The organism is Conexibacter arvalis, assembly GCF_014199525.1.
Classification (GTDB): Bacteria; Actinomycetota; Thermoleophilia; order Solirubrobacterales; family Solirubrobacteraceae; genus Conexibacter; species Conexibacter arvalis.
Window position 1 is genome coordinate 400,594 of sequence record NZ_JACHNU010000002.1, and the last position, 25,629, is coordinate 426,222.

Sequence of the window (25,629 nt, forward strand, 5' to 3'; positions counted from 1 at the left end):
AGGAGGGCGAAACGCGCACGATTCGCCCCACGACCACAGAAAAAGTTCGCAATTTGCGAACTATTTGCGGCCTGTTTGCGGCGTCTCGATCGACGCCTTTCGCGCTTTACGGCCTACGCGGCGCGGATCAGAGGCCGAGCGCGTCCGCCGCGCCGGCGTACGCGCCGGCGTCGGGCTCGGTGTCGGCCGGGAGGCCCATCGTCGCGCGCGGGAGCGCCGCGGGGCGCGACCAGTTCCAGAGCGCGAGATCGAGCGCGCCGATCGGCAGCTCGGCGGCGTCGGCCAGCTCCTGGGCGCGCCGCTCCAGCAGCAGCGTGTCGCCGATGCCGAAGACGCGCTTGGCCGCGACCGTCGTCTCGTCGCTGCCGCCGAGCTGGAGCGCGCCGGCGCGCAGCTCGTACAGCCCGAGCTGGCCGAGGACGTTCAGGAGGTCGTAGCGGGCGTCGCGCGCGAGGCCCTGGATCGCGAGCCGCTCGTAGACGCGGGCGAAGCGGCGCTCGGGTCTCCACGCGGTCTCGCCGCGGAAGGCCGCCTCCTGCGAGCCGGCGCGCTCGACCCAGGCGCGGTAGGCGGCGAGCGTCGCCGTCCCGCGAGCCGGCTCGTGCGAGGTGCGCGGGCCGAGCGGGACGTCACTCAGGTCGGGGAGCTCGCCGGATGCCCAGCTCGTGCGCGCGGCGCGCACGCCGGCGAACGGGTCGTCCCCCTCGAGCGGCCCCAGGTAGGCGATCAGGAAGGCGAGCCAGGTCGCCTCCTCGCGGTCGGGCTCGCTGGCGACCTCGGCGTAGAGCCCAGCCGGCGCGGCCGCGAGCGTCGCGAGCCGACCGGCCGCGAAGGCGAGCTCCTGCGCGAGCCGCTCGGCGTCGGCGGTCGCTCTTATGCCCGGCACCAGCGGCGAGCGGTAGCCGTCGTCGGCGGCGCGGGTCGCGCGCCGAACTCTCAGGTCGTTGTTGGTCGCGCGGCTGCGCGCGGTCGCGCTCGTCGTCGGCCGCTTGCGCGTGACGTGGCCGCCGGTGCTTCTGACCCCCGTCCGGCGCGGTCCGGCGGCCTCGGCCTGCTCGCGGGAGCAGATCGGGCAGTTCGCGGCGAAGCGGTTGTGGCGGCAGAACGACGGCACGGGGGGCGTTGATTGTAGGGACCTCCCGCCGCGACGTGCTGTCAGCCCGCGCACCCCGCGGCCCGCCGTCGGCGCGGCGGCGCGACGAGGCCGCGGCGGTCACCCGTGACGGGCGAGCCGCTCGATCCCGCCGAGGAACAGCTCGGTCGCGAAGCGGACGGTCCGCTCCACGTCCGGCCGCTCCTGCTCGACCATCCGGATCCCCAGCTCGAAGGCGACGCCGCCCATCGCCGCCGACAGGTAGTCGAGGTCGATCGCGGGCGAGAGGTCCCCCCGCTCGACGAGCACGCGCAGGTCCTCGAACAGCTCGGCGATGCCGCTCGCGAGCGCCGGCGTGTCGGCGAGCGCCTGGACGGTGCCGGCGTTGCGCCGCAGCAGGTCGAACAGCGGCCGGTCCTCGACGATGAAGGAGAAGTAGACGCGGAAGCCCTCGCGCACGACCGCGTCGAGCGCCGTCTCGACCTGACGCACCTCGCGCAGGCGGACGCGCAGCTCCGTCGTGCGCTCCTCGAGCACGGCGTGGAAGACCGACTCCTTGTCCGGGAAGTAGTTGTAGAACGTCCCCGACGCGAGGCCCGTGCGGCGGATCACGTCGCGGATCGAGGCGCCGTCGTAGCCGCTCTCGGTGAAGACGGCGCAGGCGGCGTCGAGGATCGCACGGCGGTTCTGCGCCTTCGTCCGCTCGCGCTTGCCCGCGGCCGCGGCGCCGGGCGTCACGACGGCGCTCCGGCCTCCGCCTCCAGCGCCCTCGCCCGCGGCGGGACCGGCAGCGCGAAGCCGCGCTCGCGCACCCGCCTCGCGCCCGCTCTGCGCTCGCGCCGGAGGTCGTGGAGGTAGTTGTCGAAGTCGACCTGCATCGTGTGGCGCTTGGAGGCGACGTAGCGCTTGAACATCTTGCGACGCTCGCGCTCGACGTCCTGCGCCAGCGCGGCCGGCGCCGGCAGCGCGTACTCCCCGCGCAGGTACTCGGCGATCCACCGACCCTGCGCCTCCGCCAGCGGCATGATCGCGCCGAGCGGCTGCAGCAGGCCGACGAAGAAGACGTCGTGAAGCCGCGGGTGGAAGACGCGGCGGAACAGCGGCAGGTCGTTGTCGGGCGCGCTGATCAGCGACGGGTCGAAGAACGGGAAGGTGACCTTGTAGCCGGTGCACCAGACGATCGCGTCGATCTGCTCGACCGTCCCGTCGTCGAAGCGGACGCGGTCGCCCTCCAGCTCGGCGATGTTCGGCTTCCACGCCAGCTCGCCGTGCGCCAGGCGGTTGAGGAAGTCGGCCGAGATCGTCGGATGGGCCGAGCCGATCTTGTGGTCGGGCTTCGGCAGCCCGTAGTCCTCGACGCGCCCGACGCCGATCCGGTACAGCGCCTGCAGCACGAGCCGTCGCGCCTCCCACGGGATCGCCCCGCTGAAGCGGTTGACGCCGATCTGGTCGAGCGGCCGGCCGAACAGGTACTTCGGCAGCACGTGGGCGCCGCGGCGCGAGGAGAGGAAGGTCCGCTCGGAGACGAAGCTCGTCTCGACCGCGATGTCCATCGCGCTGTTGCCGATGCCGACGACGAGCACGCGTCTGCCCGCGAACGGTCTGTTGTCGACGTAGTGGTGGGCGTGGCTCTGCTCGCCGTCGAAGCTGCCGGGGAAGGCCGGCTCGGGCCAGCGCGGATCCCAGTGGTGGCCGTTGGCGACGACGAGCGCGTCGTAGCGGCGCCGCTCCCCCGTGTCGAGCGCGATCGTCCAGCCGCCGTCCTCGCCGCGCTCGGCCCGCTCGACCCCGGTCTCGAACGCGATCCGCTCGCGGAAGCCGAAGTGGTCGACGTACGCGTCGAAGTAGTCGGCGATGTGGCTGTGGTGTGGGAAGTCGGGATACCACGCCGGCATCGGGAAGTCGGTGAACTCCATCCGCTCGCGCGAGGTGTTGATGTGCAGCGAGCGGTAGGCCGACGACATCCCGTTGCTGTTGCCGAAGACCCAGTTGCCGCCGACGCGATCGGACTTCTCGAAGCAGTCGAACGGCAGGCCGCGCTCGTGCAGCGCCTTCGCCGCCGCGATCCCGGACGAGCCGGCACCGATGATGCAGACCGACGGCAGCTGGGTCATCGACAGCGCTCCCTCTCCAAACGTGACGGGGGCGTCACTTTAAATGGGCCGGCTCGCGACCGTCAAGCCGCGGCTGCCGGCGCCGCCTCCCCTACGCCGGCGCGGCGACGTCCGGCGGCGGCACGTCGCCCTGCTTGCGGTGCTCCTTGCCGGCTCTGATGACCTCCTTGAAGGAGCGGAATCTGAAGATCAGCGCCAGCGCGCCGAAGGCCATCGCCGCCGCGCCGGCGGCGAGCGCGATCTGCTGGCCGACCGAGAAGGCGGCGACCTCCGCACCGGTCGCCGCGCCGGCGAAGACCGCCAGCAGCAGCGCCTGCTGCACCCCCGCGCCGCCGGGCGTGAACGGCATCAGCATCGCGACGACCTGGACCCCGAGCACGAGCATCGCGTTCCTGACGCCGCCGCCGATGTGGAAGGCCTCCAGCAGGAACCAGTAGGTGAAGAAGCGCGAGACCCACGCGGCCGCCTGCCAGGTGACCATCTCGCGGACGTACCGTCTGCGATCGGTCAGGATCGTGAAGCCCTGCCGGACGCGCGCCCAGAACGCCTTCACCCTCGCCGACAGCAGCGCGAACGCGACGAGCACTCCGATCCCCAGCGCCGTCAGGAAGAAGAGCGTGAAGCGCGGGTGCGAGGCGAAGAAGGCGAGGTCGAAGGCCGGCAGCTTCGAGAAGTCCGGCGGCTTCGGGAAGACGCCCTGCGTGAACGCGAACAGCAGGATCAGGACGTTGACCGCGTAGTCGAAGACGAGCCCGGTCCACAGCGCCGCGATGATCGCCGGATAGCTGGAGTTGGGGATCGATATGCGCGTCAGGAAGTACTGGACGATCGTCCCGCCGCCGAGCGGGAAGACCTGGTTGATGCCGACCCCGGAGACGTACGCGCCCCACACGTCGCGCCAGCGCACCTCCTCGGCCGGATAGGCCGCCTGGACGGCGTTGAAGAGCGCGCGGGAGCGCAGCGTCAGGTAGCCGAAGTAGAACAGCAGCGCCAGCCCGAGCGCCAGCCAGTTGAGCCCCGCGAGGTTGGAGAAGAACTCTCCGACCGAGTCGAAGAAGCGGCTGATGTCGCTGCCGAGCGAGGCGAAGGGGGTCATCGCGGCCCATGGTATGCGGAGGGCCCGGATCCTTCCGAGCCCTCCGCGGCCGGGAATCGCGGGGGAGACGATTCCGGCGGTGCAGGACGACGTGCGCCCTGCGCCTGGAGAGGATAGCCGGCGGCCGGTCGGACCAAAGCCTCGCGGGCCGGTCCGGACAGCCGCCGTCCGTCAGCGCTGGATCGGGCCGCCCGGGCCGGAGAAGAAGTCCTCGCCCATGCGGACGTTGCCGGCGACGTCGGCCTCGTGGCGCAGCGTGTGGTCGACCTCGCCGTCCCACGCGCCGATCGCGAGCTTCTCGCGGTCGGCGTCCATCGGCGAGCCGCCGAGGTCGCGGTTGACGATGCGGGCGCACTTGCGGCCCTCGGCGATCGCCGTCACGACCAGCGACTGGCCGATGCGGGCGTCGCCGCAGGCGTAGACGCCGTCGACGTTGGTGCGGTACGTCTTCATCGTCTTGACGTTGCCGCGCGGATCGAGCTCGACGCCGAGCTGCTCGACGAGGCCCTCGTGCTCCGGATGGGTGAAGCCGATCGCGTACAGCACGAGGTCGGCCGGGAGCGCGTACTCGCTGCCCTCGACCACTCTCAGGTCGCGCGAGGAGGTGCCGACGACCTTCCGGGCGTGGACGTGCGTCACCTTCCCGTCCTCGCCGGAGAAGCCGTACACCTCGGTGCCCCAGCGGCGCTCGCCGCCCTCCTCAAGCGCATAGGTCGTCTCGGTGCGCTTCGGCGGCAGCGGCCACGGCGTGCGCTCGTCGCGCCCGCCGGGCGGAAGCTCCTGGTAGACGTCGAGGATCTTGGCGCTCTTGGCGCCCTCGCGGTTGGCGTTGGAGATGCAGTCCATCCCCGTGTCGCCGCCGCCGATCACGACGACGTGCTTGTCCTTGGCGACGATCTCCTCGCCCGGCGCGGGATCGCGCGAGGGGCGGCCCTCCTGTCTGGCGACCCAGCGGTTGCGCTGGTAGAGGTAGTCCATCGCCGGATGGATGCCGTCGAGCTCGCGGCCGGGCGCGTCGATGTCGCGCGGGACGCGCGACCCGATCGCGACGACGACCGCGTCGTGGCGCTCGCGCAGCTGCTCGGCCGTGACGTCCCTGCCGATCTCGACGCCGTAGACGAATCTGATGCCCTCGGCCTTGAGGATCGCGACGCGGCGGTCGATCACCGACTTCGGCAGCTTCGCGTCCGGCACGCCGAAGCGCATCAGGCCGCCCGGGCCCTCGTCGCGCTCGTAGACGGTCACGAAGTGGCCCGACTTGTTCAGCTCGGCGGCGACCGCGAGGCCGGCCGGGCCGGAGCCGACGACGCCGACCGTCCGGCCGGTGCGGCGGTCGGGCGGCTCGGGGACGATCCACCCCTCCTCGTAGGCGCGCTCGACGATCGACAGCTCGATCTGCTCGATCGTGACCGGGTCGTCGTTGACCGCCAGCACGCAGGCCGACTCGCACGGAGCCGGGCAGATGCGGCCGGTGAACTCCGGGAAGTTGTTGGTCGCGTGCAGCTGGACGATCGCGTCCTGCCAGCGGTCGCGGAAGACGAGGTCGTTCCAGTCGGGGATCAGGTTCCCGAGCGGGCAGCCCTCGTGGCAGAAGGGGATGCCGCAGTCCATGCAGCGGGCGCCCTGCTTCTGCAGCTCCGCCTCGGGCTGGAGCGAGAAGTACTGGTCGTAGTCGTTGACGCGCTTCTGCGGGTCGCGCTTGTCGAAGCCGACACGCTGGATTCTCAGGAAACCGCCGAGCTCACCCATGTCCAGTTTCCTTTCAGGCTTCGGCGGGCGCGGCCGCATGCTGCGCGACGCCGGTCTCCGTCTGCTCGCGCGCGGCGCGCTCCGCGAGCGCTCGCTTGTAGTCGCGCGGCATCACCTTCACGAAGCGGGGCGCCGCCTCGTCCCAGCCGTCGAGCAGCCGCTGGGCGACCCTCGATCCGGTCCGCTCGGCATGCTCGGCGACGAGCTCCTTCAGCTCGGCCTCGTCGCGCTCGTCCAGCTCGTCGAGATCGACCAGCTCGGTGTTGCAGAGCGAGCCGAAGCGACCGTGCTCGTCGTAGACGTACGCGATGCCGCCGCTCATGCCCGCCGCGAAGTTGCGCCCGGTCGAGCCGAGCACGACGACGCGGCCGCCGGTCATGTACTCGCAGCCGTGGTCGCCGACGCCCTCGACGACCGCGTGCGCGCCCGAGTTGCGGACCGCGAAGCGCTCGCCCGCGAGGCCGCGGAAGAAGGCGCGGCCGCTCGTGGCGCCGTAGAGCACGGTGTTGCCGACGATCGGGGAGTGGTCGACGTCGTGGGCGGCGTCGGGCGCCGGGCGGACGGTCAGGACGCCGCCGGCGAGGCCCTTGCCGGTGTAGTCGTTCGTCTCGCCGACGAGCGTGAAGCTGATCCCGGGCATCAGCCAGGCGCCGAAGCTCTGGCCGGCCGAGCCCTCCAGCGCGACCTCGATCGTCCCCTCCGGCAGGCCCTCCGGCCCCAGGCGCTTCGCGACGCGGCTGGAGAGGATGCCGCCGACGGTCCGGTTGACGTTGCGGACGGTCGCCTCGATGCGGACCCGCTCGCCTCGCGCCAGCGCCGGCTCGGCCTGCTCGACGAGCTGCCAGTCGAGCGCGTCGTCGAGCACCGGCTCCTGCGCGCGGGTCTGGTGCAGGGCCGTGCCATCCTCCAGCTCCGGCATCGCGAAGACGGCGCTGAGGTCGACGCCGCGCGCCTTCCAGTGGTCGATCGCCCCGTCCATCTCAAGCAGGTCGGTGCGGCCGATCATCTCGTCGAAGGTCCGCACGCCGATCGACGCCATCAGCTGGCGCGTCTCCTCGGCGACGAAGAGGAGGTACGTGACGACGTGGTCGGGCGTGCCCTGGAAGCGCTTGCGCAGCTCCGGGTTCTGCGTCGCGATGCCGACCGGACAGGTGTTCAGGTGGCAGACGCGCATCATGATGCAGCCCATCGCGATCAGCGGCGCGGTCGAGAAGCCGACCTCGTCGGCGCCGAGCAGCGCGGCGATCACGACGTCGCGGCCGGTCTTCATCTGGCCGTCGGCCTGGACGACGACGCGCGAGCGCAGGTCGTTGATCAGCAGCGTCTGCTGCGTCTCGGCGAGACCGATCTCCCACGGCGTGCCGGCCGACTGGATCGACGACTGCGGCGAGGCGCCGGTGCCGCCGTCATGGCCGGAGATCACGATGTGGTCGGCGTTCGCCTTCGCGACGCCCGCGGCGACGGTGCCGACGCCGACCTCGGAGACGAGCTTGACCGAGACCGTCGAATCGGGGTTCGAGCAGCGCAGGTCGTAGATCAGCTGCTTGAGGTCCTCGATCGAGTAGATGTCGTGGTGCGGCGGAGGCGAGATCAGGCCGACGCCGGGCGTCGAGTGACGCAGCCAGGCGATGTAGTCGTCGACCTTGTGACCGGGCAGCTGGCCGCCCTCGCCGGGCTTCGCGCCCTGCGCCATCTTGATCTGCAGCTGGTCGGCGTTGACGAGGTAATGCGGCGTCACGCCGAAACGCCCCGAGGCGATCTGCTTGATCGCCGAGCGGCGGCTGTCGCCGTTGTGCTCGGCCTCGTAGCGCGACGGGTCCTCGCCGCCCTCGCCGGTGTTCGATCTGCCGCCGATGCGGTTCATCGCGATCGCCAGCGCCTCGTGCGACTCGCGCGAGATCGCGCCGAGCGACATCGCGCCGGTCGAGAAGCGCTTGACGATCTCCTCGGCCGGCTCGACCTCGTCGAGCGGGATCGGCTCGGCGAGCGTCTTCAGCTTCATCAGGCCGCGCAGCGACGCCTTGCGGGCGGCGTCGTCGTTGACGGCTCTGGCGAACTCGTCGTAGGTCTGCGCGCCTCTGCCGTCCGACGACGCGCTGCCGTCGGGCCCGGTTCTGACCGCCTGCTGCAGCAGCGCGATCGTGTCCGGGTTCCAGATGTGGCGCTCGCCGTCGCGGCGCCACTGCAGCACGCCGCCGACCGGCAGCACCTCGCGGCCGGTGCGCGGGTAGGCGCGGAAATGGCGCTCCAGCGCCTCGCGGGCGATCACGTCGATGCCGACGCCGCCGATGCGCGACGAGGTGCCGGTGAAGTACTTGTCGATCACGCCCTGCTCGAGCCCGACCGCCTCGAAGATCTGGGCGCCGCAGTACGACTGGATCGTCGAGATGCCCATCTTCGAGAAGGTCTTCAGCAGGCCCTTGCCGATCGCTCTCACGATCCGCTGCTCGGCCGTCTCGCGATCGAGGTCGACCGGCAGGCGGCCGTGGTCGGCCAGCTCGTCGAGCGACTCGAACATCAGGTACGGGTTGATCGCGGCCGCTCCATACCCGATCAGCGTCGCCATGTGGTGGATCTCGCGCGGCTCGCCGGTCTCGATCACCAGGCCGCAGCGCAGGCGGGTGCCGGCGCGCACGAGGTGGTGGTGGACGGCGGAGACGGCCAGCAGCGACGGGATCGCGACCCGCTCGGTGCCGAGGTTGCGGTCCGACAGGATCAGGATGTTCGCGCCGCGCTCGATCCACATCGAGGCCTCGTCGCAGATCGCCTCGAGGCGGCGCTCCATGCCGTCCGGGCCCTGCTCGACCGGCCACGTGAGGTCGATCGTGGCGGCGTGGAATATGTCGTGCGAGACCTGCCGCAGCTTCTCCAGCTCGTGGTTGCGCAGGATCGGCTGCTGCATGAACAGCTGATGCGCGTGGGCCGGCGACTCGGTCAGCAGGTTGACCTCGGCGCCGACCGAGGTCGCGAGGCTCATCACGACCGACTCGCGGATCGGGTCGATCGGCGGGTTGGTGACCTGCGCGAACAGCTGCTTGAAGTAGGCGAACAGCGGCGGCTGGCGGTCGGAGAGGACCGCGAGCGCGGCGTCGTTGCCCATCGAGGCGGTCGGCTCCTCGCCGCCCACCGCCATCGGGGCGATCGTCATCCGCAGGTCCTCCTGCGAATAGCCGAACGCCAGCTGCTTGGAGCGCAGCGGCTCGACGCGCGGGGCGCGCGGGGCGCGCTCGGGCAGGTCCTCGATGTGGACGACGCGCTCGGCGTACCACTCGCCGTACGGACGCTGGCCGGCGATTCTCGCCTTGACCTCCTCGTCCTCGACGATGCGGCCCTGCTCGAGGTCGACGAGGAAGACCTTGCCCGGCTGGAGGCGGCCCTTGCGGACGATCTCCGACGGCTCGGCCTTGATCACGCCGGTCTCGGAGGCGAGCACGACGTAGCCGTCTTTCGTCTGCACCCAGCGGCCGGGGCGCAGGCCGTTGCGGTCGAGCGTCGCGCCGACCTGGGTGCCGTCGGTGAAGCAGATCGCGGCGGGCCCGTCCCACGGCTCCATGACGCACGAGTGGTAGTCGTAGAAGCCGCGCACGGCCGGCGACAGCTCGGCGTTGTCGCGGTAGGCCTCCGGCACCATCATCATCACCGCGTGGGTGATCGGACGGCCGTCGAGCACCAGCAGCTCGAGCACGTTGTCGAAGGTCGCCGAGTCCGACCCGCCCTCGCGCACGACCGGCATGATCTTGTCGAGGTCGTCGCCGAAGTGCTCGGACAGCAGCTGCGACTCGCGCGCGCGCATCCAGTTGATGTTGCCGCGCAGCGTGTTGATCTCGCCGTTGTGGGCGAGCATCCGGTACGGGTGCGCCAGCTCCCAGCTGGGGAAGGTGTTGGTCGAGAAGCGCGAGTGGACGAGCGCGAGGCGGGTGACCATCCGCTCGTCCCCGAGGTCGGGGTAGTAGCCCGACATCTGCGGCGCCGTCAGCATGCCCTTGTAGACGATCGTCCGCGACGAGAAGCTCGGGATCGCCAGCTCGGGACCGGCGCCCTTCTCGATCAGGCGGCGGATCACGTACAGCTTGCGCTCGAACGAGAGCTGGTCGGGCAGCTCGTCGGAGGCGCCGACGAAGACCTGGCGGATCCGCGGCGCGGCGGCGTTCGCCATCACGCCGACGTGGGCGTCGTCGACGGGGACGTCGCGCCAGCCGAGGACGGTCTGGCCCTCGTCGGCGACGGTCCGCTCGATCAGGTCGACGATGCGGTCGTGCTCGGTCGGGTCGGTCGGCAGGAACAGCATCCCGACCGCGAAGCGCCCTGCGTCGGGCAGCGGGAAGTCGGTGACGGTGCGAAAGAACTCGTGCGGGAGCTGGAGGAGGATGCCCGCGCCGTCGCCGGTCGTCGGGTCCGCGCCGGCCGCTCCGCGGTGCTCGAGGTTCTCGAGCGCGTAGAGCGCGCGGTTGACGACACCGTGGTCGGCGTCGCCCGTGACCTTGGCCACAAAAGCGACGCCACAGGCATCGTGTTCGTTTTCAGGGTGGTAGAGGCCAGAGGCCTTCGGCGGCTTCATCAATGGCATGAATCGTGTGTCCCGGCAGGCGTCGCGAACACTGAGAGGAGGCCACAGGGTACCAGCGGACCGGCCCTCCACAGCGCGCCACTACGCGGATGACGTTGGTATGCAGCGTCAGCCGGACACGGCCGCGGGAGTCCCGCTCGGCACCGCATGCCCACCGCACGCTGCCGCATATGTTGCCGCAATCCGGGCGGCAGCGGCGTCGCGCCCGAAGCGCCGGACCACGTCCGCGTGTGCCGCCGCCCCGCGGCGACGGCGCTCGGCGGCGTCGTCGACGACCTCGACGAGAGCCGCCTCGAGCGCCTCCCGGTCGTCGGGCGCGATCAGCCATCCGGTCTCGCCGTCGCGGACGATCTCGGCCGGTCCGAGCGCGTCGGCGGCGACCGCGGGCAGCCCGCAGGCCATCCCCTCGACGAGCACCTGGCCGAACTGCTCGCGGACCGACGGCAGCACGATCGCGTCGCCGGCGGCGAGGAACGCCGGCAGCTCCTCCTGGTCCTGCCAGCCGGCGAGGAAGACGTCGCGCGCACCGCTGTCGGCGATCGCCTCGAGCGGGTGCTCGCCCTCCCACTCCCCCGGGTGCCCGCCGACCAGCACGAGCGCCGGCCGCGCGCGGGTCCGCCGCTGGGCGGCGGCGAACGCCCGGATCAGCAGGCCGATCCGCTTGACCTCCGTGAAGCGGCCGACGTACAGCAGCAGCGGGCCGCCGCCGTCGATCGCCGTCAGGTCGGCCTCGGCGTAGGCGACCGATCCCTCCTCCCCGCCCGGGCGCCAGCCGCGCGGCCGCTCGACGAGATGGCGGCGCCAGAAGGCGCGACGGTCGGTCGGGGCGTCCGCGCGCGCGAAGCGGGCGAGGTCGGTGCCGTTCGGGACCGCGACGACGCGCCCGGCCGGGAGGCCGAGCAGCCTGCGGGCCCGCTCGACCTGGCGCGCGGCCGGGACGACGGTCAGCGTCGCGGCGCGCGCCCACGTCCGCATCCGCGTCGCCCAGGCGGCGGCATGCGTCCACGACGCCGGGGCGCCGGCGTCGATCCGCTCGAGCATCAGCAGCTCGGTCCCGTGGAGGTGGGTGACGACCGGCGTCCGCGGCGCGATCCGCGCCGCGGCGGCGTGGAGCGGCGTGAGGTGGTTGAGGTGGAGGAGGTCGGCGTCACGGGCGCCGGCGCGCTCCAGCGCCTGCGCCCAGGTGGCGGCGTGGCGTTCGGCGGCGGCCTCGTCGAGCGCGGCGAAGACGGCGTCGGGGGCGCCGGGCCGGTCCTCGAAGGAGGCGAGCAGGCCGGCGGTCGCGAGATCGACGGGATGGACGTCGAGGCCGGCGTAGAAGCGCTCGGCGTCGCCCGCTCCGGCGGCCGAGCCGGAGACGACCGCCGTCGCCCAGCCGTGGTCGGGCAGCGCGCGGGCGAGGCCGCGGATCACGTGCGCCGAGCCGCCGCGCGGGAAGAAGGCCGAGGCGATCACCGCGCGCCGCGGCGGTGCCGCGTCGGCGGGATCGGGCGTGGCGGGGACGGTCGTCGCCATGCCTCGAAGCTAGCAACAGGTGCATCGAGCACGGCCGACCGCCCGGCCGGCCGCACCGAGATGGAACTCCCCCGGCGCGAAGGTTCCGGCAGCTAGCGCGGAGCGAAGACGACGGCGGTGGAGACGGGGCGGCCGCCGGGGATGACGGTCTCGAAGGCGCCGCGCGGGACGTTGCGCAGCGCGCCGCCGCAGACGAGCGAGGTGGACCCCCCGCCGTCGAGGTTCATCGCGTGCTCGGCGCCGAGCTCGACCAGCACGTCGGCCAGCTCGGCCAGCGTCAGGCCCGCCTCGTCGGCGGCGCGGCCGTCGCACGCGAGCGCGAGCAGCCGGCCGTCACCGGTCAGCGCGAGCGCGGCGCGGGGATGGCGGCCGTCGCTGATGTCGGAGTCGAACTGCGCCTGCCCGGCGGTGAAGCCCTCCGGATCGGCGCCGTCGAAGGAGGTCGGGACGCCGTCGCGGACGAGCAGCGGGCCGGCCTGCAGCAGGTCGCCGCGCGGCGCGGTGCAGAGCTGCTCGCGGCCGACGATCGCGACCGCGCCGCGGTCGATGTGCAGGCAGGCGCGGACGCGATCCCACGGCGCCGTGAACGCCGTGCTCTCGCGGGCGATGCCGTGCGTGCGCAGCTCCCCCAGCGGCCGCCCGTGCGGGCGCACGAAGAAGCCGCCGACGATCGCCTCCGCGGTGCGGGTGCGGGCGCACCAGGCGGCCAGCGGCTCCGGGCGGGTCAGCCGGGCGACGCGGACGCGGGTGGCGGAGAGGTCGTGGGCGGCGACGTGGACCGTCGTCGCGGCGCCGTCGGCGAGCGAGACGCGCAGCGAGCGCAGATGCGTCGGAGGGGCGGGCTCCGCGCGGGGTGCGATGAGCGGGCTCATGAGCGAGAGGCTCGGCTGCGATCCGTGCAACCGGGTTGAGATGAGGTGAACACCATGTGACGCGATCGGTCACACCCGCGACCGATCGCGGAACGGTGGCACGCGGGCCGGACGTGCGGGCGCCCGGAGGCCTCCTGCGGCTGGGAGGCGCGGTCCAGAGCGGTCGGCCTTCTCGCTCCCCGTCATCCTCCCGTCTCGAAGGAACGAGCGGGCTGAGTCGGCCGAACATCGCGCTCGCGGACCGCGACGTCCATCCATCTGAAAGTCGGTTTCTCGTGGATCGATTCGGGCACCTTGGAGCCTCCAATCGTTCGGGATGTGCCCGAACACGACGAGGGAGAGACGACGATGGAAGCCAGCGGCGGAACCAGCGAGACGAACGAACTTCGCAGCGAGCTGCAGAGACTCAGGAAGGAGTTCGAGGTCCAGTCAGCCACGATGGCCGGCGAGCAAGCGACACAGGCCGCCACCCAGGCCGGGGCGCATGCCACCCAGGGAGCTGTGCAGGCCGGCCAGATGGCCACCGTCACCGCCTCGCAGGCCGGAATGATGGCCGCCGTCGCGGCGGGCTCGGTCGGCCTCATCGTCGGCATCTTTCTCGGGATGACGATCGCCAAGGCGTAGGAACGCGCCACGAGGCGGCGGCGCGCCGGCGCTGCGGCGTGGCGGGCGCGACGGCGTGGCGCGCGCCGGACAGGCCGGCGGTCAGCCGCGCGACTTGGCGGCGGCTCTTCTCGACGCTCTCGCGGCGGCGCGTCTGCGTCTTCTCGGCGCGGCGGCGCCGTCGGCGACCGGCTCGGCGGCCTGGTCGCCCTCGCCGTCGCCGTCGCCGCGGACGGTCGCGAGGCTCGCCTCCAGCGCGGCCATCAGGTCGGGCACCTCGGCCGGTCTCTCGGCGATCGGCTGGACGGCGACCTCCTCGCCGGCCGCCTTGCGCTCGATCAGCGCGAGCACTCTCTCGCGGTAGTCGTCTCTGAACTTCTGCGGCTCGAACGGCGCCGAGAGGGAGTCGATCAGCTGGCGCGCCATCGCGACCTCGCGCTCGTTGGCCTCGACGTCGCCGAGCGCCTCCAGCTCGTCGATCCGGTCGGGCGCGTTGACCTCGTCGCCGTAGAGCATCGTCGACAGCGTCAGCACGCCGTCGGCCGGTCGCAGCGCGCACAGCTGCTGGCGGGTGCGCAGCACGAAGCGGCCGATCGCGACCTTGCCGGCCTCCTCCATCGCGCTCAGCAGCAGCTGGTAGGCCTTCGCCCCGCCGGTCGCCGGAGCGATGTGGTACGCGCTGTCGTAGTAGACGGGATCGATCTCGGCGAGGTCGACGAACTCCTCGATGTCGATCGTCTTCGTCGCGCGCGGGTCGAGCGCGTCCAGCTCCTCCTGCGTGATCACGACGTAGTGGTCCGGGGCGATCTCGTAGCCCTTCACGATCTGGTCGTAGGGGACCTCCTCGCCGTCGATCGAGCAGATCCGCTTCTGGCGCAGGCGCCCACCGTCCTCGGCGTGCAGCTGGTTGAAGCGCACCGTCTTGGGCGCGGTGGCGCTGTACAGCTTCACCGGGACGTTGACCAGCCCGAAGCTGATCGCGCCGCTCCAGATCGCGCGTGGCATGGGGCCGATCCTCTACCCCCGCCGCCGCGTGCGCAACCGGTGGGCGCCGGGTTGCATCAGCGATCGCCCGGCGGAAGCGGCGACATCGTGTCGGCCATCCGCTCCAGCGAGCGCCGCAGCAGTCGCGAGACGTGCATCTGCGAGATGCCGACGCGCTCGGCGATCTCCCGCTGGGTCAGACCTGAGAAGAAGCGCAGCAGGACGATCCTGCGCTCGCGCTCGTTCAGCACGTGCAGCCCGCGCGCCAGCTCGATCCGCTCCTCGGCCAGCTCGTACTCGGGATCCTCCGCGCCGATCCGCGCGACCGGCTCGCCGTCGTCGCCGAGCGGCTCCTCGAGCGGCACGGTGCTGTACGCCTGCGCGCCCTGGAGCGCCTCCAGCACCTGCTCGGGCGTCGTCCCGGTCGCCTCGGCGAGGTCCTCGATCGTCGGCGAGCGCCCGAGCTTCGTCGACAGCCGGTCGGCCTCGCGCGTGACGCGCGCGCTCAGCTCCTGCAGCCCGCGCGAGACGCGCACCGACCACGCCCTGTCGCGGAAGTGGCGCTTGATCTCGCCGAGGATCGTCGGCACCGCGAAGGTGGAGAAACGCAGCTCGCGGGAAAGATCGAAGCGATCGACAGCTTTGATGAGTCCCACGCAGCCGACCTGCTCGAGGTCGTCGAGCGGCTCCCCGCGGTTGGCGTAGCGGCGGGCGAGCGACCGGACGAGCGGCATCATCCGCTCGATCAGGACGCGACGGGCAACCTCGTCGCGCTCCTCGTGCCAACGACGGAGCAGCTCGTGCTCGTCGCAGGCAGCGGCGTCGACCGTCGTCGGGCGAACTGCCGTTGCGGACACGGGGTGCGCCTCCTTCGTCGGGTGCCCAGTCCTGGAGGCGCATGCTCTCGCCCACAGATCGCTTGACAAGGTGGGCAGACCCGGTCAGGCGTGAACACCGGTCTTGTCGGGTACAACACTAGGGTGGACAAGACCGGTCAAGGGGGCGAGATCGGGGGGCATACCGTCAGCGCGACAGAGTTCGCGGGGCTGACCGGCGTCTCGCGCGAGCGCCTGCGCACGTGGGAGCGCCGCTTCGGCTTCCCGCGTCCCGCGCGGGTCGGCGACGGGCCGCGGCGCTACGCGCTCTCCGACGCGGGGCGCGTCGTCGCCGTCCGCCGCGCCGCCGAGCAGGGCGTGCCGCTCGCGCGCGCGATCGAAGACGCGGGGCACGAGCCCGCGCCGGCCGTCACCGAGATGACGCTCGCCGCCATGGTCGCGGCGGCGCCGACCCCCGCGCTGGTCGTCGGCGGCCCGCAGCCGCTGCGGATCCTCTACGCCAACATGCCGCTGCGGCTGCTGCCCGACGACGGCGCCGGAACCGAGTTCGACACGCTCCCGTGGTTCCCCGGAAGCGACCTCGAGCGCACGCTCCAGACGCTCTTCGCCAGCGACGCGCCGGCGCTCGAGTGCACCCATCCGCCGTGGAGCGGCGAGGCCGGCGCGAGCCGCTCGCTCGCCTACCGGCTGCCGCTCGCCGCCGGCGCGCCCCCGACCGTCGCCGTGATCGGCATCGACCGCGCCCAGGACCGCCGCACCCGCCGCGACCTGACCGCCGCGCGCGCCGAGCTGGCGCGCATCCGCGTGCGCGAGGCGCGGCAGTCGCGCTGGCTTGCGCTCGCGGCCGCGCTCGCCGACCGCTTCCAGCACGAGGCCGGCGACGCCGTGCTCGGCTCGATCACCGACACGCTCGTGCGCAGACTGAGCGCCGTCGACGCCGGCATCGCCGTCTACATGGCCGGCGAGCTGGCGCTCGGCACATCCAGCCGCGGCCTGCTCGGCCCGCGGATGGTGCCGGTCACCGGCTACGCCGACCTCGGCGCGCTGATGCACGCCGGCAGCCCGGGCTGGCTCTCGGCGGCGGCCGGCGGCGCCTTCGGGGCGCCGGCCGGCCTCCACAGCCTCGCCGTGCCGATCACCGTCGTCGGCGAGCGGCTCGGCATGCTCCTGCTCGTCTTCGACGAGCCGACCGAGATCGACGACGACGCGCGGCAGCTGCTGTCGGTCGTCTCGGCCGGCCTCGGCTTCACGCTCCTGCGCGAGCTGCTGCTGAAGTCGGGCAGAGGCGGCGGCTGACGCTCACACCATCTTGCCGTGCCCGTGGCCGTGGCCCTCGCGCCACGACATCAGCATCCGGTAGAGCCACAGCACCAGCATCACGCCGATCACGGCGCCTATCAGGCCGCCGAGATCGAAGATGTCGGAGTCGCCGATGCCGAGCAGCTCGGTGAAGATGAAGAAGCCGGCGAGCGCGCCGACGAGCCCCAGCAGGGTCGTCGCGATGAAGCCCTGCGGCTCGTGTTCGTCGCCGGGCATCAGGAACTTGCCGAGATACCCCGCGACGATGCCGAGGATGATCGCGCCGATCATGAGACCTCCTTGAAGGGAGTTGCTTCCGCGCGTGCGGCGCGGTCCGCTGGCCGGAAGAGTGCCCGGCGCCCGTGGTTTTCAGCCGTCGCTGGTCAGCCGGCGGCGCTCAGCCGCGCGGGGCCGGCGGGAGCGCGACCAGCTCGGCGAAGAGACGGTCGATCGTCGCCTCCGCGTCCGTGCAGAGGCCGGTGTGGACGGCGGAGGGCTGGATCAGCGCGCTGGAGGGCGCCGTCAGCCAGCCGAAGCGGTCGGAGCGGTCCATCCGCGCGACCGCGCCGGCCTCGGCGTCGCCGGCGGCGATCCGCTCGACGGCGTGGAGATGGCGCTCCAGCGCGTCGAGGTCGAGCGCCGGGTCGAGCGCCCGCAGGCGGTCGCGGTCGACGAGCGTGCGCGCGGCGAGGAAGCGCAGGCGCCGCGAGTGCAGCACGACGCCGACGTTGAGCGCCTCCCCGCGCGGCAGCGACGGGACGACGCGGAGGATCGCGTACTGGAAGACCTCCTGCGCTTCAGGCGCGCCGGGCACGCTCCGCCTCCTCCGCGAAGGCGCGCGGCCCCTCCAGCCGCGCGGTCAGGTAGTCGACGTACCGCTCCGCCGGGACGTCCCCCAGCCAGGCGGGCGGGACGAGCGCCAGCAGCCGCTCGAGCAGCTCGCCGGTGACGAGCGGGGCGAGCCGCTCGTCGGCCTCCTCGATCGAGCTGGCGACCGGCAGCAGCACGTGGTCGCGGATCGCGGCGAACGATCCGCGCGCGCCGGCCGGGTCGAGCCCGGCGTGCTGCTTGTAGAGGGCGGCGCCGTGGTCGATCAGCCACAGTCTGCCGTGCCAGGTCAGCAGGTTGGGATTGCGCGGCGTGCGGTCGACGTTCTCGCTGAAGGCGTCGAGCCAGACGACCGACGCGGCCAGGCGCGGGTCGAGCGCGAGCCCTTCGGTCGCCGGGTTGTAGGGCAGCGCCCGCGGCAGGAAGTCGAGCCCGACGTTCGCGCCGGCGCTCGCCGCCAGCAGCTCCTGGATCTCCGGGTCGGGCTCGGCGTCGGGCAGGTGCGGGTCGAGCTCGACGGCGACCAGCTCGGGGACCGGCAGTCCCAGCGCCCGCGCCAGCTCGCCGACGACCAGCTCGGCGACGAGCGCCTTGGGCCCCTGGCCGGCGCCGCGCAGCTTGACGACGTAGAGGCCGTCGTCGTCGGCCTCCACCAGCGCGGGCAGCGACCCGCCCTCGCGCAGCGGGGTGACGTAGCGGGTCGCGGCGACGGTCCGGAGCATCGCCGCGGGAGAGTACTCACACGGGGTCCGGGCCCGCGTCCGGCGACTATCGTGCCGGGCATGAGCGGTGACAGCGACGCGCTGGTGCGGGTCACGCAGCAGCTGCGACTGAACGACTTCGACGTCCTCGGCCACCTCAACCAGGCGGTCTACCACGAGCTGCTGGAGCAGGGGCGGATCGCGCTGATGACGGCGCTCGGCGGCGACTCCAACGAGTTCGTGCTCGCGCGCGTCGAGCTCGACTACCGGCGCGAGGTGCCGGTGGCGGTCCGCGAGGTCGTCGTCGAGACCGGCGTCGAGCGGGTCGGCCGCGCGAGCGTCCGGCTGGCGCAGCGGATCGTCCGTCCCGACGGCGAGCTGGCCGCCGAGGGCGCGACCGTGCTGGTCGGCTGGAACCGCGCCGAGCGCAGCTCGCGCGCGCTCACCGACGCCGAGCGGGCGGCGCTGAGCGCGCGGCTGGTGGCGGCGCCGGCGAGCTAGTCGGCGGCGGGACGGTCGGCGGCCGGACGGTCGGCGGCGGGACGGTCGGCGGCGGGCTCGTCGCCGCCGCCCTGACGATCGCCGGTCGCCCCGGCGCGATCGGCCGGTCCCTCGATCCGCGCCAGCTCCTCGCCGCCGAGCGTCAATCTGACCGACCCGCCCGGCCCGGCCAATCTGCGCAGCAGCGAGTTCAACTCTGATCTGTCGCCCTTGGGCGTGTCGCGGCGGAGCATCGCTTCAGCGTAGCGCCCGGCGGCGGGCTGCGGCAGGCTAGAACAGCCGCCCCTCCTCGTGGCCGAGCGTGCGCTCCAGCGGCCACGAGCAGAGCGTTCCGCGCCCCGGGCAGCCGTCGCAGACGCGCGGCTCGGGCTCGTCGCTGACGGCGAAGTCGCGCTCGAGCACGCGCGCGGCGCGCTCCTCCAACGCCGCCTCCAGCGCCGCCGCGTCCTGCTGGCGATAGGTGGAGGCGACCGGCGCCTCCGGGCGCTCGAGGAAGCAGTGGACGATCTCGACCTCCGGCGCGCCGTCGCGCAGCGCGGCGAGCGCGTACGCGGCGCGCTGGACGGCGTAGTTGCGCGCGACCGCCTCGCCCGGGTCGCCGCCCTCCAGCCGGTCGCTCTTCCAGTCGACGACGAGCGCGCGCGTGCCCTCGCGCGCGATCAGGTCGAAGACGCCGACCAGCGGGAAGCCGCCGAGCTGGAACGAGAACGGCTGCTCGCGGCGGATCTCGCTCGCCGCCGCGACCCGCTCCCGCAGCGGCGAGGCGAGGAAGCCGACGACCAGCGCGCGCAGCTCGTCGAGCTCGTGCGGCGACGGGTCGGCGCCGGCGCGGATCGCCGCGCGGCGGACCAGCTCGGCGTCGGGCGGCTGCGCGCGCACGAGATCGCTCTCCTCCAGCAGGCGGTGGACGATCACGCCGCGCGTCGCCGCGTCGAGGCCGCGGACGGCGCCGCTGCCGCCGGCGGCCGACCCGCCGCCGAAGCGGTCGGCGACCGGCGGCAGCCTCAGGACGCGCTCGAGGTAGAAGCGGTAGCCGCAGCGCTCGTGGTCGGCGAGCGCGCTGTAGGAGAGGGTCGCGACCGGCGGCGCCGGCGGCGCAACCGTCATGACCGCCTCGCTCGCGGTCGCGGCGGACGTCGCGACCGGAGCGGCGGGGTCAGCCGGCGCCTCCGCCGGCTCCGCCGCGCCGGCCGTCGTCACCTCGATGCGCGCGAGCGCCTCCGGCCGCACGACCTCGTAGGCGATTTCGACGCCGCCGTGCGCGAGGATCCCCCTCCCCTCCCGCTCCGGCGCCGCCAGTCTGCGGATCTCCGGCACGAACGCCTCGCCGATCCACGTCATCGGCGGGCAGCCGGGCTTCCACTGCGGCCAGGGGTCGGTCGGCAGCGCGCCGCTCAGCAGCAGCTGCTCGCGGGCGCGGGTCATCGCGACGTAGAACAGGCGCGCCTCCTCGTCGGCCTCGGCGCGGGCGCGCGCCTCCCCGATCGCGTCGTAGGCGAAGGCCGGGCGCGCCCTGCCGCCGTCGAGCGCGCGCAGCTTGATCCCGACGCGGCCGTCCTTGCCGACGCGGACGAGGTCGGAGCCGGCCGACGGCGAGCCGCGGCCGAGGTCGGCGACGCAGACGACCGGGAACTCGAGCCCCTTCGCGCGGTGGATCGTCATCAGCCGCACGGCGTCGAGCGCCTCGCCCTCGACCGGCGCCTCGCTCTCGCGGTCCTCCTCCCTGGAGCCGTCGAGCCCGCCGCCGAGCTCCATCACGAGGTCGACGAAGCCCCGCAGGTCGCGGCCGTGCTCGGCCTCGTGCTCGCGCGCCAGCCGCATCAGCTTGCGCACGTTCGCGAGCCGGCGGGCGCCGCCGGGCAGCCGCAGCAGCTCGAGGTCGTAGCGGGTGCGGGCGAGCACGCGGTCGAGCAGCGACTCGAGGCTGTGGCGCGGCGCCGCCGCCCGCTCGGCCGCCAGCCAGCCGCGCAGCGCCGCCACGCGCGCGGCGTCGCCGGGCGCCAGCTCGCCGAGCAGCCGCTCGCTGGCGGTCACCACCCACCATGGGTCGGGCGGCTCGCCCTCGCGGCGGCCGGCGCGCGCGGCGGCGGCGATCTGCACGAGCGCGTCGCTGGAGAGGCCGACCAGCGGCGAGGCGAGGAAGCTCTGCAGCGCGACGCCGTCGCGCGGGTTGGAGAGCACCGCCAGGTAGGCGACGAGGTCGCGCACCTGCTGCTGGGACCAGTAGCCGCGGCCGCCGATCACGTAGGTCGGCACGCCGAGGTCGGTCAGCGCCCGCTCGTAGACGGCGAGGTCGCCGGTCGCGCGCAGCAGCAGGACGATCTCGCCGGCCGGCCGGCCGGCGTCGATCAGCGCGCGGACGCGGGCGGCGAGCGCCTTCGCCTCGGCGATCCGCCACAGCGGCGCCGGCGCCGCCATCCCCTCCGCGACGAGCCCGGCGCTCTGCCAGTCGGCCTTCAGGTCGACGACGAGCAGCTCGACGCGCGGCCCGGCCGGCGCGAGCGGGTCCGGCGTCTCCGGCTCGGCGCGGCCCGGCACCAGCGGCGTGAAGCTCTCGCCGAAGCGCGGCGCGAAGGCGACGTTGAGCGTCTCGAGGATCTCCGCGTGGCTGCGGAAGTTGGTCGCCAGCGAAGCGGCGCCGCCGTGCTCGGCGAGCGCCCGCCGGCGGCGCCGGAACAGCTCGACGTCGGCGTGGCGGAAGCCGTAGATCGACTGCAGCTCGTCGCCGACGGTGAACAGCTCGTCGGCGGCGATCCGCTCCAGCAGCTCCAGCTGCAGCGGGTTGGTGTCCTGGAACTCGTCGACCATCACGTGCGCGAACCGCTCGGCGTAGCGGGCGCGCAGCTCGTCGTGCTCGCGCAGCAGCCGGTTGGCGCGCAGCTCCAGGTCCTCGAAGTCGACCGCCGAGGCGGCGTGCTTCGCCTCGGCGTAGCGGACGGCGAAGTCGCGCAGCAGCGCGTCGAGCAGCGCGTGGACGGGGACGGCGTGGGCGTCGGCGCAGGCGTCGACGTACTGCGCGAGCGCGTCGCGGTAGCCCTCGCAGCCCGGCCCCTGGAGCGCTCTGCCGTTTCTCGGCAGCGCCAGCGCGGCAACCTCGTTGGGATGGGGCGGCGGCGCGTCCGGCTCGGCGGCGGCGATCCGCTCCAGCAGCAGCTCGCACTCGGCGACCGCCAGCCGCGCGCGGTCGACCGTCTTGCCGTCCTTCGCGCCGGCGAGCTCCGCGGCCGCCTCGCGCTGGGCGATCGCGAGCGCGACGCGGCGCGGCTCCAGCGGCGTCGCCCGCGCCGGCGGCAGCGCCGGCAGCTCCTCGCCGCGGCTGCGCAGCTCGCCGTGGAGCGCGAGGATCGCGTCGCGCAGGTCGCCCGGGCGGTAGGCGGCGATCAGGTCGAGCGCCGCCTCGCCGTGCTCCTCGGCGAGCCGGTCGAGCGCCGCGTCGAAGGCGGCGACGGCGAGCTGTCTGGCGCCGTTCTCGTCGAGCACCGAGAAGCGCGGGTCGATCGCCGCCGCGAGCGGGTGGGTCCGCAGCAGCCGCGCGCAGAAGCCGTGGATCGTCGAGACCCACGCCCCCTCGGTCGCGCGCGCCAGCTCCGGCTCGCCGAGCGCCTCGAAGCGGCGGCGGACGCGCTCCTTCAGCTCGGCGGCGGCCTTCTCGGTGAAGGTGATCGCGAGGATCCGGCCGACGTCGACGCCGTCGTCGACGACGGCGCGGACGAACCGCTCGGCCATCACGGAGGTCTTGCCGGAGCCGGCGTTGGCCGTCAGCAGCAGGCCGCCGCGATGCTCGATCGCCGCCCGCTGCTCGGCGGTGAACGGGACCGACGCGCTCATCGCGCCACCGCCGTGCGAGAGCGAGCCGCAAGGCGAGCTCTCGCGACGTGAACCAAGGTCTCCGACCGCGGGTTCACGCGTCGACCACCCGGCAGATCCCCGGATAGGCACAGCCGCCCATCGCGCAGCTGTCGGGCGAGGGCACGAGCTCGCCGGCGCGCAGCTGCGCCGCCAGCTGGCAGGCGCGCAGCGACGCCGCCTCCAGCTCCGCCTCCAGCTCCTCGGCATCGCGGCGGTCGGTGTCGACGACGAGCGTGCCGGCGTTGACGTCGGCGCGCACGACGCCGCGCGCCCGCAGATCCTCGCCGCGCAGCGGCTGGTAGACGCCGCCGGCCGGCTCTCTTCCCAGCAGCTGGCGCACGGCCACCATGTAGAGCGCGACCTGGAGCTGGTCGCCGCTCTGCCATCTCGCCACCGGCCACTCGGCGCGGCGCCGGCCGCTCTTGTAGTCGCGCACGAGCGCCCGCCCGGCGCCGTCGAGGTCGACGCGGTCGATCACGCCGCGCAGCCGCAGCAGGCCGGCCGCCGCCCCGTCGCCCTCCAGCTCCAGCGCCGGCAGCGCCCCCTCCTCGCCCGCCATCCCGAACTGCAGCTCCAGCTCGGCGGGGCGGAAGGCGCCGCCGGCCTCGGCCTCGTGGCGCAGCAGCCGCAGCACGTCGGCGGCGATCTCGTGGGCCGCGGCCGCCTGCGCCGCCGCCCCGCGGCCGAGCGTGAAGCGCGGCGCCTCGTCGGCGACGATCTCGCGCACGACGGCCTCGGCCTCCGCGAGGGCGGCGTCGTCGAGCGGCCACGACAGCCGCCGCAGCGTCCGCTCCAGCACCGCGTGGATGCACGAGCCGCGCGTCATCGCCTCGGGGTCGGGCTCGAACCGCTCCGGCTGCAGCTCGCTCTCGACCAGCCAGCGGACCGGGCAGCGGGCGTACTTCTCCAGCGCGCCGGCAGACAGCACGTCGCGCTGGCGCAGCAGCCCGGTCGCGGCGCTCGACAGCGGCTGGATCGGGCGCGGCCTGACGCGCGGCCCGGCGAGCGCCTCGGCCCGCTGACGCTCGGCGGCCGTCGGCGCCTGCTCGAGCGGCCACGTGACCGCCGACAGCGGCCGGTGGGTCTCGGGCAGCTCGCGCAGCAGCGCGCGCACGTCCTCGACGAAGAACGACGGCAGCGCCGGGTTGCCGTCCTCGTCGGCGTCGCGGCAGCTGAGGATCAGCCGCCGCCGCGGCCGTGAGACGGTCGCGTAGAAGAGGTAGCGCTCGTCGGCGAGCGCGTCCTCGCGCGGCGCGAGGCGCAGGCCGGCGGCGGCGTTCAGCTCCCGCCGCACGTCGTCGGAGAGGAACGGCTCGGGGTGGGCGGGGCGCGGGAACTCGCCCTCCTGCAGGCCGCAGACGATCACCGTGTCGAACCGCCGGGCGCGGATCGCGAGCGGGTCGGCGACCAGCACCGCGCCCTCGCGGGCCGGCTCGCCGAGCGCGACCTCAAGCTCCGCCAGCGTCGCCAGCAGCGCCGCCGGCTCCAGCAGCTCGGCGGCGCGGCGCGGCGCGACCGCCGCCAGCTCGCCGAGCTGCTCGAGCGCGCCCAGCAGCGTCGCGAGCGCCCGCGCGTCGGCCTCCTCGGCGGCGTCGAGCACGCGCGCCTGCGCTCGGTGCGGGGCGGCGAACAGCGCCCGCGCCTCGCGTGCGAGCGCCTCCAGCAGCGCCGCGGGGCCGTCGGCCGCCGCGCCGCGCAGGCGGTCGATCTCGCGCAGCGGCCAGCCGCCGGGCGCCTCCTCCCATGCCGCCCGCGCGTCGGCGAAGCGCACGAGCGCGCGTCTGCGGACGGCCAGCTCGAGCCGGTCGGCCAGCTCCAGCCGCTGCAGGCGGCCGGGGGTGCGCAGGTAGGCGAGCAGGTCGGCCGGGCGCGCCTCGTCGGGCAGCAGCGCGCAGCGGGCGAGGGCGAGCAGTCCGCGACCGAGCGCCGTGTGCGCGAGCGGCACCTGCCAGTCGAGCGCGTGCGGGATCCCGTAGGCGCCGAAGACCTGCTCGACGAGCGAGGCGCTGCGCGCCGGGCTGCGGAAGACGACGGCGATCTCCTCGCCGGGGACGCCCTCCCCCAGCAGCTCGCGCACCGTCGCGGCGACGAGCTCGACCTCGGCCCGCTCGCCGCCGGAGACGAGCAGCCGGACGGCGTCGCCGGCCTCGACCGGCGCGGCGCCGGGCTCGAACAGGCCGCGCTCAACGGCGTGGAGCGCGCCGCGCGACTCCGGCTCGTACCAGTCGTCGAGCGCCGGCAGCTGCTCGATCTCGGTCGCGAACTGGCTCAGCTCCTGGACGGTCGTCGCGCGGCCGGCGAAGGCGGCCCGGCCGGGCTCGTAGGTGAGCGAGACGGTCACGTCGGCGCCGACGACGCGGGCGAGCGTCTCGATCGCGTCGCGCTCGAGCGTCGTGAAGTCGTCGAAGCCGTAGAAGACGACCGGCGTGTCGCCCCAGGCGCCGGGCCGGTCGCGCAGCGCGTCGAGCGCCCGCCATGCGAACAGCTCGGCGTCGACGCGCCCGAGCCGGTCGAGGCCGCGCGCGTAGCGGTCGTAGATCGCCGCGACCTCGTGCAGCGCCGGCGGCGCGTCGGGCAGCGCGCGCACCGCGGCGGTCAGGCGCTGGGGCGTCAGCAGCGTCCGCTCGAGCTCGGAGACGAAGGCGCCGGCGGCGTGGAGGAAGCCGCGCGAGGCGGCGATCGGCGCCAGCTCCTGCAGCTGCGCGGCGGCGATCGCGTCGGCGACCAGCCGCTCGCGCTGGAGCGGCGCGACGACCCGCGCCGCGTAGCCGGCCCGCTCGGCGACCTCGCGCACGAAGCCGGAGAAGGTCGCGACGCGCCCGCCGCGGCGGGGGCCGTCCTGCGCCAGCTCGCGCTCGTAGTGGGCGACGTCGGCGGCGGTCGGCACGACCAGCCACGGGTCGAGCCGCAGCCGCGCGCGGAAGGCGCCGAGCGCCGCGCCCGCCTTCGCCGCGTTCGCGGGGCCGATGACCAGCTTCAACGACATGAGGAGCGACATGGTGGCGCGTCGACCCGACGGTCC

At 73.9% G+C, this 25,629-nt stretch carries 19 protein-coding genes; 3 read left to right on the forward strand and 16 right to left on the reverse strand.

What is annotated here, in order from left to right:
* Positions 1-127 precede the first annotated feature (127 nt).
* The 8 genes from BDZ31_RS25960 to BDZ31_RS10525 all read right to left on the reverse strand — a co-directional run bounded on the left by BDZ31_RS25960 (position 128) and on the right by BDZ31_RS10525 (position 13,006).
* Entirely contained in the window at positions 128-1,114 is a 987-nt protein-coding gene (locus BDZ31_RS25960) for an alpha-glutamyl/putrescinyl thymine pyrophosphorylase clade 3 protein (protein ID WP_183341760.1), read from the reverse strand.
* A gap of 99 nt (positions 1,115-1,213) precedes the next feature.
* Complete coding sequence (locus BDZ31_RS10495; protein ID WP_183341762.1) at positions 1,214-1,831, reverse strand: TetR family transcriptional regulator; 618 nt, start codon at positions 1,829-1,831, stop codon at positions 1,214-1,216.
* Entirely contained in the window at positions 1,828-3,207 is a 1,380-nt protein-coding gene (locus BDZ31_RS10500; protein WP_183341763.1) for a flavin-containing monooxygenase, read from the reverse strand. Before BDZ31_RS10500 ends, BDZ31_RS10495 begins: the two co-directional genes overlap by 4 nt.
* Before the next feature lie 91 nt (positions 3,208-3,298).
* Positions 3,299-4,303, reverse strand: coding sequence for a lysylphosphatidylglycerol synthase transmembrane domain-containing protein (locus BDZ31_RS10505; RefSeq protein WP_183341765.1), 1,005 nt, complete (start codon positions 4,301-4,303; stop codon positions 3,299-3,301).
* 171 nt (positions 4,304-4,474) lie between these two features.
* On the reverse strand, positions 4,475-6,052 hold the full coding sequence (locus BDZ31_RS10510) for a glutamate synthase subunit beta (RefSeq protein WP_183341768.1): 1,578 nt from the start codon (positions 6,050-6,052) through the stop codon (positions 4,475-4,477).
* Positions 6,053-6,065: 13 nt separating this feature from the next.
* Positions 6,066-10,619, reverse strand: a complete 4,554-nt coding sequence (gene gltB, locus BDZ31_RS10515; protein ID WP_183341770.1) for a glutamate synthase large subunit — start codon at positions 10,617-10,619, stop codon at positions 6,066-6,068.
* Positions 10,620-10,727: 108 nt separating this feature from the next.
* On the reverse strand, positions 10,728-12,134 hold the full coding sequence (locus tag BDZ31_RS10520) for a glycosyltransferase family 4 protein (protein WP_183341772.1): 1,407 nt from the start codon (positions 12,132-12,134) through the stop codon (positions 10,728-10,730).
* 92 nt (positions 12,135-12,226) lie between these two features.
* Positions 12,227-13,006 (reverse strand): phosphodiester glycosidase family protein, encoded by a 780-nt coding sequence (locus tag BDZ31_RS10525; protein WP_183341774.1) that lies wholly within the window; start codon positions 13,004-13,006, stop codon positions 12,227-12,229.
* A 348-nt stretch (positions 13,007-13,354) separates the two neighbouring features.
* On the opposite strand from BDZ31_RS10525, the gene BDZ31_RS10530 reads away from it, so the two are divergent.
* The gene (locus BDZ31_RS10530; protein WP_183341775.1) at positions 13,355-13,630 is read left to right on the forward strand and encodes a hypothetical protein; all 276 of its coding nucleotides are present in this window, start codon (positions 13,355-13,357) and stop codon (positions 13,628-13,630) included.
* Positions 13,631-13,711: 81 nt separating this feature from the next.
* Here the strand turns inward: BDZ31_RS10530 and ku are convergent, their stop codons facing one another.
* Together ku and BDZ31_RS10540 are read right to left on the reverse strand one after the other, a co-directional pair.
* Positions 13,712-14,614 carry a non-homologous end joining protein Ku gene (gene ku / locus BDZ31_RS10535; protein ID WP_183341777.1) on the reverse strand — a complete coding sequence of 301 codons (903 nt, stop codon included), beginning with the start codon at positions 14,612-14,614 and terminating at the stop codon, positions 13,712-13,714.
* Between the two features lie 56 nt (positions 14,615-14,670).
* Entirely contained in the window at positions 14,671-15,450 is a 780-nt protein-coding gene (locus tag BDZ31_RS10540) for a SigB/SigF/SigG family RNA polymerase sigma factor (protein WP_183341780.1), read from the reverse strand.
* A 123-nt stretch (positions 15,451-15,573) separates the two neighbouring features.
* On the opposite strand from BDZ31_RS10540, the gene BDZ31_RS10545 reads away from it, so the two are divergent.
* Complete coding sequence (locus BDZ31_RS10545; RefSeq protein WP_183341782.1) at positions 15,574-16,725, forward strand: MerR family transcriptional regulator; 1,152 nt, start codon at positions 15,574-15,576, stop codon at positions 16,723-16,725.
* A gap of 3 nt (positions 16,726-16,728) precedes the next feature.
* Here BDZ31_RS10545 and BDZ31_RS10550 read toward each other — a convergent pair whose 3' ends face one another.
* From BDZ31_RS10550 to BDZ31_RS10560, 3 genes are all read right to left on the reverse strand, one after another.
* Positions 16,729-17,019, reverse strand: coding sequence for a GlsB/YeaQ/YmgE family stress response membrane protein (locus tag BDZ31_RS10550; protein WP_183341783.1), 291 nt, complete (start codon positions 17,017-17,019; stop codon positions 16,729-16,731).
* Between the two features lie 106 nt (positions 17,020-17,125).
* Positions 17,126-17,542: a DUF3037 domain-containing protein gene (locus BDZ31_RS10555; protein ID WP_183341785.1), complete on the reverse strand. Its 417-nt coding sequence runs from the start codon at positions 17,540-17,542 to the stop codon at positions 17,126-17,128.
* A complete protein-coding gene (locus BDZ31_RS10560) occupies positions 17,526-18,278 on the reverse strand; it encodes a HipA family kinase (RefSeq protein ID WP_183341787.1) in 753 nt (250 codons plus the stop codon). The genes BDZ31_RS10555 and BDZ31_RS10560 overlap by 17 nt, the downstream gene beginning before the upstream one ends.
* 60 nt (positions 18,279-18,338) lie before the next feature.
* Here BDZ31_RS10560 and BDZ31_RS10565 point away from each other — a divergent pair, with 60 nt between their 5' ends.
* A complete protein-coding gene (locus tag BDZ31_RS10565; RefSeq protein ID WP_183341789.1) occupies positions 18,339-18,758 on the forward strand; it encodes an acyl-CoA thioesterase in 420 nt (139 codons plus the stop codon).
* Here the strand turns inward: BDZ31_RS10565 and BDZ31_RS10570 are convergent.
* The 3 genes from BDZ31_RS10570 to BDZ31_RS10580 form a co-directional block, all read right to left on the reverse strand.
* Positions 18,755-18,991, reverse strand: a complete 237-nt coding sequence (locus BDZ31_RS10570) for a hypothetical protein (protein ID WP_183341791.1) — start codon at positions 18,989-18,991, stop codon at positions 18,755-18,757. The genes BDZ31_RS10565 and BDZ31_RS10570 overlap by 4 nt on opposite strands.
* Before the next feature lie 37 nt (positions 18,992-19,028).
* Positions 19,029-22,586 carry a UvrD-helicase domain-containing protein gene (locus tag BDZ31_RS10575; RefSeq protein WP_183341793.1) on the reverse strand — a complete coding sequence of 1,186 codons (3,558 nt, stop codon included), beginning with the start codon at positions 22,584-22,586 and terminating at the stop codon, positions 19,029-19,031.
* A 73-nt stretch (positions 22,587-22,659) separates the two neighbouring features.
* Positions 22,660-25,593, reverse strand: a complete 2,934-nt coding sequence (locus BDZ31_RS10580; protein WP_183341795.1) for a PD-(D/E)XK nuclease family protein — start codon at positions 25,591-25,593, stop codon at positions 22,660-22,662.
* Positions 25,594-25,629: the final 36 nt, after the last annotated feature.

What these genes read in the sequence shown, in the direction of transcription:
- BDZ31_RS10500 (WP_183341763.1), bottom strand. Translation starts at nt 3,207, where the DNA reads ATGACCCAGCTGCCGTCGGTCTGCATCATCGGTGCCGGCTCGTCCGGG.
- BDZ31_RS10505 (WP_183341765.1), bottom strand. Translation starts at nt 4,303, where the DNA reads ATGACCCCCTTCGCCTCGCTCGGCAGCGACATCAGCCGCTTCTTCGAC.
- BDZ31_RS10510 (WP_183341768.1), bottom strand. Translation starts at nt 6,052, where the DNA reads ATGGGTGAGCTCGGCGGTTTCCTGAGAATCCAGCGTGTCGGCTTCGAC.
- gltB (WP_183341770.1), bottom strand. Translation starts at nt 10,619, where the DNA reads ATGCCATTGATGAAGCCGCCGAAGGCCTCTGGCCTCTACCACCCTGAA.
- BDZ31_RS10520 (WP_183341772.1), bottom strand. Translation starts at nt 12,134, where the DNA reads ATGGCGACGACCGTCCCCGCCACGCCCGATCCCGCCGACGCGGCACCG.
- BDZ31_RS10525 (WP_183341774.1), bottom strand. Translation starts at nt 13,006, where the DNA reads ATGAGCCCGCTCATCGCACCCCGCGCGGAGCCCGCCCCTCCGACGCAT.
- BDZ31_RS10530 (WP_183341775.1), top strand. Translation starts at nt 13,355, where the DNA reads ATGGAAGCCAGCGGCGGAACCAGCGAGACGAACGAACTTCGCAGCGAG.
- ku (WP_183341777.1), bottom strand. Translation starts at nt 14,614, where the DNA reads ATGCCACGCGCGATCTGGAGCGGCGCGATCAGCTTCGGGCTGGTCAAC.
- BDZ31_RS10550 (WP_183341783.1), bottom strand. Translation starts at nt 17,019, where the DNA reads ATGATCGGCGCGATCATCCTCGGCATCGTCGCGGGGTATCTCGGCAAG.
- BDZ31_RS10560 (WP_183341787.1), bottom strand. Translation starts at nt 18,278, where the DNA reads ATGCTCCGGACCGTCGCCGCGACCCGCTACGTCACCCCGCTGCGCGAG.
- BDZ31_RS10565 (WP_183341789.1), top strand. Translation starts at nt 18,339, where the DNA reads ATGAGCGGTGACAGCGACGCGCTGGTGCGGGTCACGCAGCAGCTGCGA.
- BDZ31_RS10570 (WP_183341791.1), bottom strand. Translation starts at nt 18,991, where the DNA reads ATGCTCCGCCGCGACACGCCCAAGGGCGACAGATCAGAGTTGAACTCG.
- BDZ31_RS10575 (WP_183341793.1), bottom strand. Translation starts at nt 22,586, where the DNA reads ATGAGCGCGTCGGTCCCGTTCACCGCCGAGCAGCGGGCGGCGATCGAG.
- BDZ31_RS10580 (WP_183341795.1), bottom strand. Translation starts at nt 25,593, where the DNA reads ATGTCGTTGAAGCTGGTCATCGGCCCCGCGAACGCGGCGAAGGCGGGC.